The following is a 10,010-nucleotide window of genomic DNA, read 5'->3' on the forward strand; positions in this document are numbered from 1 at the left end:
CCCCCGTTCCTTCCTCCGTCCCGGCACCGCCGGGACCCTCGCCCGGTCCGCTTCCGGCGTCCTCCGTGCCGGAGACGTGCGCGGTGCCGCGGTTCGCGCCGCTGCGGGTGCGCGGCGGGCGGTTCGGGTTGTGGCGGATCGTGCGGCGCCCGCGTCGGGCGGTGGCGGCGGGGCTGGTGGTGACGGCCGCCGCACTGGCCGCGTCGGCGGTCCGCGGGCCCGCCGCCGGGTCCGATCCGGCGGCGCCCGCGGTCGCGGCGCGGCCCGGCCCGCCGGCGGTGCCGACGGCACCGGGGCGGCCGGCCGACCGGGACCTGGTCTCGGCACCGGTACGGATCGCGGACGGGGCCACGGTACGGCTGCTGCGGCCCGGGGACCGGGTGGACGTGATCGCCGTGCCGGTGCCCCCGGCGGGCACGCCGGCGGAGGGCGACGGTCCGGGAGCGCGGACCGCGGTGGCCGGAGCCCGGGTGGAGGCCGTCCCCCGCACACCGCAGGAGGGCGGACTCCCGGACGATCCGGACGGGCTCGCCGGTACGGGGGCGGGCAGCGCGCTGCTGGTCCTGGCCGTGCCGCGCCCGGCCGCCCCGGGCCTCGTCGCCGCGGCCGCCACGTCGCACCTGGCGGTGGTCCTGCTCTGATCCGCCGCGTCCGGGCGGCCCTACCCGGGCATACGCAACGACTGGACGGCACCGCGCCCCGCGCGGCCTAATGACTGCGCCCACTGCACGTACGACGAAAGGCACCGGAGTGAGCCAGGAGAGCAGGACGAGCGTCCTGGAGGGTTTCAAGGCGTTCCTGATGCGGGGGAACGTGGTGGATCTGGCGGTGGCCGTCGTCATCGGCGCCGCGTTCACCAACATCGTCAACGCGATCGTGAAGGGCATCATCAGTCCGCTCGTCGGCGCCTTCGGCACCAAGAGCCTGGACGGCTACCAGCTCTGCCTCAAGGGCCCCTGCGTGGTCAAGGGCGGCGAGGCCACCAGCGGTGTGGCCATCCTGTGGGGCTCGGTGCTCAGCGCCACGCTCACCTTCCTGATCACGGCCGCGGTGGTGTACTTCCTGATGGTGCTGCCGATGGCGAAGTACCTGGCGCGGAAGGCGGCCCGGGAGAAGGAGCGGCACGGCGAGCAGGACAACGTGGAGGTCACCGAACTGGACGTGCTGAAGGACATCCGCAACGCCCTCGTCCAGCGGGACGGCGCCGGGACCCCCACGCCGGGGACCCGCACCCCGTAACGGAGCCGGAACCAGTCCCATGGCGGAGCCGCGGGGATTCGGAGGTGGCGCGGCGGTTCAGAAGTGGCGCGGGGATTCGGAGGCGGTACGGCGGTTCAGAGGTGGTGCGGCGGCTTCTCGTCGAGGAAGCGGGCCAGGTCGTCGGCCGCGCCGCCACCTTCCGGAGCCCGCTCGCCCCACCCGCGGTCCGTATCGTCCGAGGACTGCTGGTCCAGCGGATCGTCGAAGACCAGTGCGGGCCTCTTCCCGGACTCGGACCGGTTCTCCGCAGCGCGCGGGCCGGGGGCGGGGGCGGTACTCATGCCTCCAGGGTACGCCGCGCGCCACGGACCGTGCGGGCGGCGATGCCCCGCCCGGCTCCCGGGCGCCGCACGATGCCGCCCGGGTTTCGCGGGCCGCCCGGGTTTCGCGGGACCGCGCCGGTGTACGGGCTCTCCCGCTCCGGGCGGTCTTCCGGGCCGGGCGGCGGTGTCCCGGCGCCGGACGCGTCCGGCGCGTCCCGCCCGCGCGGGGCGGGGGAGCACGCGTCGGGCGGACGGATCGGACGTGCCGGACGGATATGCGGTGGCGCGCACCGCGCGGAGCCGGGACGATGGCGACTTCCCGCCAGACCGGAGCCGCACGGAGCACCGTCGAAGGCCGACCGCCCCGGATCCGCGGGGGCCGGGCCGCCTCGGAGGACCGGGCGACTTCCGACGGACTGGCCCGCCGACCAGTCCGCCGACCGGCCCGTCGGGGGCGCGCGGAACTCGCCTCACGCGCCCTTCGTTTTCCGGAAGCCGGTCGCGTTGTCGTACCAAGGCACTACCTTGAGCAAGCATCGAGTTACACGTGGCGACGGCCTGGAGACCCACCTTGAACGATCCGATCGATCGGAACGATCCGTACGAGACCACGGAGCTGCACGTCGAGCGGCTCCTGGGCCGGGCGCTCAACTCCTTCGACCTTCCCGACGCCCTGGTCGAACGGCTGCGTTCGGCGCTGGCGCACGCGAGTGCGCTGCACTCCTCGCACCACAGCGCGGCCCTGCACCGCGCGACGTACCGGCACACGTACCTGCTGGCGGACGGCGGTTCGCTGACGCTGTGGGAGCTGGTGCACCACACCGGCGAGGACGTCCGGGACCACCACGAGCTGTACGCGGACGAGGAGGAGGTGCGGCTGGCGGCGGCGCGCCTGTCGGACGCGTTCGGCCTCCCCGGCACGGTGGGGCGGGCCGATCCGCTCGACGACGACCTGGACGCGGACCTGGAGTTGCTGAGCGCACTGCTGGTGCACCCCCCGGCGCCCGCACCGCGTCAGTACGTGCCGGAGAACTCCGCGGACCACGCGCGCCGGGTGCTGCGCCGCGCGGAGAACGCCGACCGGCCCGGTGAGGAGGTCGCCGCGCGGCTGCGCGGGGCGTTCGCCCACCACATCCAGCAGGTGTTCGGCCGCCGGTGCGGGGTGGCGGGCGGCGGGGAGGCGGGGTTCTCGCTGTACGAGCACGCGTTCCTGCTGCTGGACGGGACGGAGATGAGCGTCTGGGAGGTCGAGCACACGGCCACGCCGGACGGCCGCCACATGTGCGAGGTGTACGAGGACGAGTGCGCGGCGCGGGCGGCGATGGAGGTCCGCGCGGCACGGGCCTGGTGAAGCCACCGGCCCCGGACCCGGACTCGGACCCGGCGCTCGTCCGAGGAATCTGAGGAGCCCGCGTGGATGCCGTGCGAGGGCGGCGCGGCTCGGCGCGGCTCGGCAGGAGCGGTACGAGCCCGGCGCGGACCCCGAGGGGCGGTGTGCGCGACCCATCGGGACCGGTGCGGCGCCGTACGCGGCGGGGACCAGGACCGTCTACCCGAAGACGCGGGACGCGGACTCGGAGGCGAGAGGCCGGAAGCGGGCGGCCCCGACGTCGGAGGCCCGGTGGCCCGGTGAACCTGAGGTCCGGTGGCCGAGCCGGAAGCCGCAACCGCGTGCCCGGTGATCAGACGACAGGCGAAGACGCACCCACGGGCGCGGACCCGAAGGCGCGCCCACGAGCGCGGACCGGTGAGCGCCCACGGGAGAACGAGGGCCGGCGAGAATGTCCACGGGCGCATGCCGGCAGACCCAGGACCGGCGAGGCATCCACGGGCGCATGCCGACCGGCACAGGCCAACAGGCGCAGGCCGACGGGCACAGGGCCGACCGACGAGCGCGGGGCCGACGAACACAGGGCCGACGAGCCCGGGGCCGGTGGGTGTGCACGGACCGCAGCCCCCCGCCGGGGGGGAGGCGGGAGGCTGCGGGGTCGGCGGTCGCCCCGTGCGGGGGCGAGGGGGCCGTGAGGTTACGCCGCCGCGTCGAAGCCCGTGTCCCGGGCCATGCGCTTCAGCTCCAGCAGGGCGTGCTTCTCGATCTGGCGGATCCGCTCACGGGTCAGGCCGTGCTCCTTGCCGACCTCCGTGAGGGTCCGCTCGCGGCCGTCCTCGATGCCGTAGCGCATGCGGATGATGGACGCGGTGCGGTGGTCGAGGCGGTCGATCAGGTCGTCCAGTTCCTCGCTGCGCAGCAGCGTGAGCACCGACTGCTCGGGCGACACCGCCGAGGTGTCCTCCAGCAGGTCGCCGAACTGGGTCTCCCCGGCGTCGTCCACCGGCATGTTCAGCGACACCGGGTCACGGGCCCAGTCCAGTACGTCGGAGACCCGCTCCGGGGTGGAGCCGAGCTCCGCCGCGATCTCGGCGGCCTCCGGGTCGCGGCCGTGCTCGCGCTGCACACGACGGACGCGCCCCAGCTCCTCCACCAGGTGGACGGGGAGCCGGATCGTCCGCGACTGGTCCGCGATGGACCGCGTGATGGCCTGGCGGATCCACCACGTCGCATACGTCGAGAACTTGAAGCCCTTGGTGTAGTCGAACTTCTCCACCGCGCGCACCAGGCCGGCGTTGCCCTCCTGGATCAGGTCCAGCAGGGGCAGGCCGCTGCGCGGGTAGCGCCGGGCCACGGCGACCACCAGACGCAGGTTGGAGCGGATGAAGACCTCCTTCGCCCGTTCGCCCTCGGCGGCCAGACGCTCCAGTTCCTCACGGGTCGCACCGCCGGCCTCGGTCTCCACCTCGCCGTCCAGGATCTGCTGGGCGTACACGCCCGCTTCGATGATCTGGGACAGCTCGACCTCCTTGGCGGCGTCGAGCAGCGGCGTGCGCGCGATTTCGTCGAGGTACATGCCGACCAGGTCGCGATCGGCGATCTCCCCGCCTGCGGCGCGAACGCTGTTGGCCCGATCGGCCCCGGTGGTGGCGGTCTCCGGACGGGCGACGGCACGGGTTGCCATGCGAGCTCCCTTACTGGACTGAGTAGGTCGCGACACCCTCGCGGGTGCCCTGCATCCGAAGGAAACAACGACTGGAATCGGGACAGAATTCCCATGCCGCCCATCGATTTTGCCGATCATGCAGTACCCTGTCCCGCCCGACGGCCGGGCGGCGGGCGATCGACCGAGAGGAAGCGCAGGTCGGGCCAGGAGTGGCGGCCGGTCTTCCGATCCCCGTGGAGCCGTGCGGCCCTCACGCCCAGGAGACGGTCGTCACACACGGCGCCCCACTCTCACCCGAATGGCGCCGCGCGTCCCCACGAGCGGGAAGACGGCTTCCACCGCCTCCCGGTTGCCAGGGCAACGAGGCGGGCGCCCGGGATGTTCCGGCCGGGCCCCCGCCTCGAGCCGCAGCCGGGCCCGAGGCGGGGAGCCACGCGGCCCGGAGGCGGGAGCCCTACGGCCTGGGACCGGGAGTCATACGCTCCGGGGCTCGGAACCGGAAGCCATACGGCCCAAAACTCGGAACCGGCAGCCACATGGCCCGGGGCCGGGAGTCATACGGTCCGGGACCCGCAAGCCCGGGACCTGCAGTTCGGGCCCCGCAGCCCGCGGCCCGGGCGCAGGGCGGGAACCGGAGGTCGGGTCCGGGATCCGCCGCGACCCGGAACCGAGACCTGCGGCCCAGGCCCGGCGGCCGACACCACGGCTCGCCGCGCCCCCGGGGCCGGGCCCCGGGCAGGGGCCGCTCCGCCTCCCGGACCAGGACCGCAGCCCGTTCCGCCGGGTGTGGCGCCCGCCTAGGGTCCGGCTCATGCAGGAGACCACCGGCGACACCGCCCGCACCACGAACAGCACCCGGACCGAGAGCATCACCCGGCCCAAGAGCGCCAACCAACCCCCGGACACCATCCGCACCGCTCACGCCGCTCACGCCGCTCACACCACCGCGGCCCCCGACACCGCCGACACCACCGACACTCCCGAAACCCTCGACACTCCCGAAACCCTCGACACCACCGGTGTCCTCGACGAGGCGCTGGAGCGGCTGCACGCCTGCGGTCCCGAGCGGCGGGGATGGCTCAGCAACCACGCCCCGATGGCGGTCGAGGCGCTCGTGCGGCACGGCCAGGCGCCGCGCGTGCACCGCTGGCTCGACGCGTACCGGAGCAGGCTGGAGGACATGCCGGCCCCCCGTGCGCGCGTGACGCGGGACGGCTGGCGCGAGGCGCTGGGCGATCCGACCAGGATCGCGGACTGGACCGGGTACTTCGCGCGGGAGACCGCCGAGCGGCCCTGGCGCGAGGTCCTCGCCGAGTGGTGGCCGCGCCTGCTGCCCGGCATCGCGGGCGGGGCCACGCATCCGGTGATCCGCGTCGGTCACGCCGTGCGGGCCCTGCTCGCCGGCGGCGAGACCGCTCCGCGCGTCGCCGAACTGGCGCACGCCCTCGGTTACTGGGCCGCCCGCCACCAGCCCCTGCCGCGGCTCGCCGTCCTGGACGCGGTGCCCACCGCGGCCGCCGCCCTGGAGGCCGTACCGCCCGTCCCGGACCCGTCCGGGGGCATCCGGCACCGGTTGGCGCAGCTGACGGCCCTCCCCGGGTGGGGCGCCGCGCCCGGCCCGGACGCGGCGCGCGAACGCCTCGTCGAACTCGTCGCCGCCGCCACCCACCGGTACGGCACCCACGCGCACGGGGAACCGGTCATGCTGGTCCACGCCGCGACCGCGCCCAACGCCGTACTGCGCACCCTGCCGGCCCTGCCGCGGGAGCTGTGGGCGCCCAGCGTCGGCGCGGCGTGGGCGGCGAGCGCGGCGGTCACGGCCGCCTACCCGGCGACGGCGCCCGCTCCGTGCGGGAGGGCGGCCACCACGACGGCGGAGGAGGTGTTCGAGCGGGCCGCCGCCCACGGCGACGAGCACGCCGTCAAGTTCGCCGACACCGCGCTCGACGTGGGCGGCCCGCTCGACGTGGGCGACCCGCTCGACGTGGGCGACCCGGCCGCGCTGGCCGCCGCCGTGCGGTCACTCGAACTGATCGCGCCGCGGTTCGCCTGAAGGCCCGCCTGAAGGTTCGGCTGAAGGCCCGCCTGAAGAGGTCCGGCCGCATCGTGCCGCGGTCCACCCGAGGGCTCAGCCGAACTGCACGGACCGCTTGGCCAGCCCCATCCAGAACCCGTCGATGACACTGCGGCCCGTGTCCAGTTCGCCGGCCGCGTCCGCGGCGCCGAGGGTCACGAACAGCGGGGCGAAGTGCTCGGTGCGCGGGTGGGCGAGCCGTCCGGCGGGGGACTTGTGCAGGAAGTCCAGCAGGGCGTCCACGTCCCGCCCGGCCAGGGCGCGGCGGCCCCAGTCGTCGAACTCGGCCGACCAGGCGGGGATGCCGCCCTGCCGCAGCGCGGCGAGGTTGTGGGTGAAGAAGCCGCTGCCGACGATCAGCACGCCCTCGTCGCGCAACGGCGCCAGCCTGCGGCCCAGTTCCATCAGCCGGACCGGGTCGAGGGTGGGGAGGGACACCTGGAGGACGGGGACGTCGGCGTCCGGGAACATCTCGACGAGCGGGACGTACGCGCCGTGATCGAGGCCCCGGTCGGGGATGTCCTGTACGGGTGTGCCGGGGGCGCGCAGCAGCTTGCGGACCGCCTCCGCGAGCGCCGGGGCGCCGGGAGCCGGGTAGCGGACCCGGTAGTAGTGCTCGGGGAAGCCCCAGAAGTCGTACACGAGCGGCACGGTCTCGACGGCGCCGAGGGCGAGCGGGGCCTCCTCCCAGTGGGCGGAGACGACAAGGATCGCGGTCGGCCGGGGCAGGTCGGCGGCCCACGCGGCGAGCTGGCCGGGCCAGACGGGGTCGTCGGCGAGGGGCGGGGCGCCGTGGGAGAGGTAGAGGGCGGGCATCCGCTCGGCGGTGTCGGTCATGGCGGGTCCCCTTTCGCGTCGCGGGAGCCTTGTGCTTGAAGTTTCAAGCTCGTATGGCTCTACCGTAACGCCGAATGATTGAATGTTCAATAAGAAGTAGGGTGGAAGACATGAGCACCGCATCCACCCACGGGGACGGAGCGTCCGGGAGGGCGCCGGGATCTCCGGAGGAACCGCGCTGGCTGGACGACCGCGAGCAGCGCGTCTGGCGGTCGTACCTCCACGCCTCCATGCTTCTGGAGGACCACCTCGACCGGCAGCTCCAGCGCGACGCGGGGATGCCGCACCTCTACTACGGGCTGCTCGTCCAACTCTCCCAGGCACCCCGCCGCCGACTGCGGATGACGGAACTGGCGAAGGACGCGAAGATCACCCGCTCCCGGCTCTCCCACGCCGTCGCGCGCCTGGAGAAGAACGGCTGGGTCCGCCGCGAGGACTGCCCCACCGACAAGCGCGGCCAGATCGCGTACCTCACGGACGAGGGCCTCGAAGTGCTGCGCCGCAGCGCTCCGGGCCACGTCGAGGCCGTGCGGCAGGCGGTGTTCGACCGGCTCACCCCCGAGCAGGTCGACCAACTCGGCGCGATCATGCGCGTGGTGGCCGACGCCCTGGAGCCGTCAGGCCCTCGCGCGGACCTGCCCTGGCTCCGCTGACGCCGCTGAACCGGGGGAGGAACCACGCCCGCCGCCCGAGTGGGGTGGGGTCGGGATCGAGGGAGCCGGAGTCGGGATCGAGGGAGCCGGAGTCGGGATCGGGATCCGGCCCGGTCCGGATTCAGTTGACCTGAATCCAGCCGGTCCGGACCCGACCGGCCTGGGTTCAACCGGTCCGGACCCGGCCGGCCTCTCGCCGAAGCCGGCTCGTGCCCGCTGCGGAACCGCCGAACGGAGTACACGTCACCGAACGGCGGTACCCGCGACGATCACCGCGGTCACGGCCGCTCCTCCCGATCACGCCGGACGAGGCCACGGCCGACCGGAAGAACCGAAAGAAAAGCCCGCTCACCAGCGACTTCACTCCGAACGTGAAGAGCACTCCCGCTCGCTCCGCCCCTCGGCACGACATGTGTCACACCTTCATCACGTTCCCACGATCGGGTCACCCGGCGAGCGCCCTCAGACCGTTCGGAACACGCTGTGGGCATGGAGCAGCCGACCAGCCGGAGACGGCGAATACGCAGGACGGCCGCGATCGGAACCGTCACGGCGCTCGCCGCGGCCGCCCTCGCCACGGCGAGCGTCACACTCCACGGTCCCGTCCCCGCCGTCCCCGGGACGGGGGTGCCCGACCCCGGCGCGCGGATGCTCGCCGAGACCGTCGACGCCGGAGGGCTCGCCGCCTGCCGCATCCGCGCGGAGTCCGGGGTGCAGATGTCCGAGGGCATCCCCACCCCGCCCGGCTACGTCCGCTCCACCGGCGTGGTCCGCGCCCTCAACCTGATGATCGACTTCCCGGACGCGCCCGGCGAGGGCCCGGCGATGCGCCGCTTCGCGGAGTTCTTCCCGCAGACCGCCGACTGGTTCCGCGTCAGTTCGTACGGACGGCTGCGGTACGTCCCGTACGCGCCCGTGCCGACCTGGCTGCGGATGCCGCTGCCGTTCCCCGAGTACGGCGTCGACCGCGGCGCGCCCTACGAACCGGGCTACCGGAAACTGGTCGAGCACATCGTCGAGGCGGCCGACGAACACGTCGACTTCAGCACGTACGACCTGGTCAACGTCCTGGTCACACCGAACGCGGGCCCCTCGGCACTGGAGACGGTCCTGTCCGTCACCTTCTCCGGCAACACCGAGGCGCCCGGCGCGGACGGGGTGACGCTGTCCAACACGTCGTTCGTCTACAGCCGCCAGGACGACGGCTCCGGGTCCTTCCACCGGACCGGTTACCGCGTGCTGCCGCACGAGAACGGCCACGTCTTCGGCCTGCCCGACCTGTACACCGCCGAGGGCGGGGCCGCGGTCGGACACTGGGACATCATGTCCGAGGACTGGGGCGCCAACAACGACCTGCTGGGCTGGCACAAGTGGAAACTGGGCTGGCTCGACGACCACCAGGTGCGCTGCGCGTCCGAGCGCGGAACCCGCGAGTACACGCTGACGCCGCTGGCCCGGTCGGGCGGCGTGAAACTGGCGGTCGTCCCGCTGAGCGACCTGGACGGGTACGCGCTGGAGGTCCGCACCCGGGAGGGCAACGACGAGGCGGTGTGCGATCCGGGCGTGCTGATCTACCGGGTACGGACCGACGTGGACACCGGCCAGGGTCCGGTGATCGTCGAGGACGGCGAACGCGACAGCGGCGGCTGCACCCGCCGGCCGAACGTCCACGCCGAACTGTCCGACGCGCCGTACGGCCCCGGCGAGACGTTCCGCGACGAGGCGGCCGGGGTGGCGGTGACGATCCTGTCCCGCGAGCGGAACGGAACCTACCGAATACGCCTCACACGCCGCTGAACCGGGCGGACCGACGACAGACACCGAATCCCACCAGCGGCAGACACGGACCCCGAAGGCCAAGCACCCTCCCCCCTTCCCGCCTTTTTGTGTTCCACCCCTTTAACACATCTGCCGCTGCCCAGCACCC

Annotated in this window: 9 protein-coding genes; 6 read left to right on the top strand and 3 right to left on the bottom strand. The window is 73.9% G+C overall.

Translation table 11 applies throughout. From position 1 onward, the window contains the following. Both MW084_RS11665 and mscL read left to right on the top strand, forming a co-directional pair. Positions 1 to 641, top strand: a 641-nt coding sequence (locus MW084_RS11665) for an RcpC/CpaB family pilus assembly protein (RefSeq protein WP_420833740.1), incomplete at its 5' end; no start/stop codon positions are given. A gap of 70 nt (positions 642 to 711) precedes the next feature. Then, on the top strand, positions 712 to 1,239 hold the full coding sequence (gene mscL / locus MW084_RS11670; RefSeq protein WP_050986752.1) for a large conductance mechanosensitive channel protein MscL: 528 nt from the start codon (positions 712 to 714) through the stop codon (positions 1,237 to 1,239). A gap of 95 nt (positions 1,240 to 1,334) precedes the next feature. Here mscL and MW084_RS11675 read toward each other — a convergent pair whose 3' ends face one another. Beyond that, positions 1,335 to 1,541 (bottom strand): hypothetical protein, encoded by a 207-nt coding sequence (locus MW084_RS11675; protein ID WP_010470287.1) that lies wholly within the window; start codon positions 1,539 to 1,541, stop codon positions 1,335 to 1,337. A 553-nt stretch (positions 1,542 to 2,094) separates the two neighbouring features. On the opposite strand from MW084_RS11675, the gene MW084_RS11680 reads away from it, so the two are divergent. Further along, positions 2,095 to 2,874 carry a DUF6227 family protein gene (locus tag MW084_RS11680; RefSeq protein WP_010470286.1) on the top strand — a complete coding sequence of 260 codons (780 nt, stop codon included), beginning with the start codon at positions 2,095 to 2,097 and terminating at the stop codon, positions 2,872 to 2,874. Between the two features lie 676 nt (positions 2,875 to 3,550). On the opposite strand, the gene MW084_RS11685 is transcribed toward MW084_RS11680, so the two are convergent. After that, on the bottom strand, positions 3,551 to 4,537 hold the full coding sequence (locus MW084_RS11685; protein ID WP_010470284.1) for a sigma-70 family RNA polymerase sigma factor: 987 nt from the start codon (positions 4,535 to 4,537) through the stop codon (positions 3,551 to 3,553). A 793-nt stretch (positions 4,538 to 5,330) separates the two neighbouring features. On the opposite strand from MW084_RS11685, the gene MW084_RS11690 reads away from it, so the two are divergent. Then, entirely contained in the window at positions 5,331 to 6,572 is a 1,242-nt protein-coding gene (locus tag MW084_RS11690) for a questin oxidase family protein (RefSeq protein WP_010470283.1), read from the top strand. Positions 6,573 to 6,647: 75 nt separating this feature from the next. On the opposite strand, the gene MW084_RS11695 is transcribed toward MW084_RS11690, so the two are convergent. Continuing rightward, positions 6,648 to 7,430, bottom strand: coding sequence for a dioxygenase family protein (locus MW084_RS11695; protein WP_010470281.1), 783 nt, complete (start codon positions 7,428 to 7,430; stop codon positions 6,648 to 6,650). A gap of 110 nt (positions 7,431 to 7,540) precedes the next feature. On the opposite strand from MW084_RS11695, the gene MW084_RS11700 reads away from it, so the two are divergent. Together MW084_RS11700 and MW084_RS11705 are read left to right on the top strand one after the other, a co-directional pair. Beyond that, positions 7,541 to 8,083: a MarR family winged helix-turn-helix transcriptional regulator gene (locus MW084_RS11700; RefSeq protein ID WP_010470279.1), complete on the top strand. Its 543-nt coding sequence runs from the start codon at positions 7,541 to 7,543 to the stop codon at positions 8,081 to 8,083. Between the two features lie 489 nt (positions 8,084 to 8,572). Then, on the top strand, positions 8,573 to 9,880 hold the full coding sequence (locus MW084_RS11705; protein ID WP_029553461.1) for a M6 family metalloprotease domain-containing protein: 1,308 nt from the start codon (positions 8,573 to 8,575) through the stop codon (positions 9,878 to 9,880). The last annotated feature ends 130 nt before the right edge of the window (positions 9,881 to 10,010 follow it).

Origin of the sequence: Streptomyces sudanensis, from assembly GCF_023614315.1 — a bacterium.
Lineage (GTDB): Bacteria > Actinomycetota > Actinomycetes > Streptomycetales > Streptomycetaceae > Streptomyces > Streptomyces sudanensis.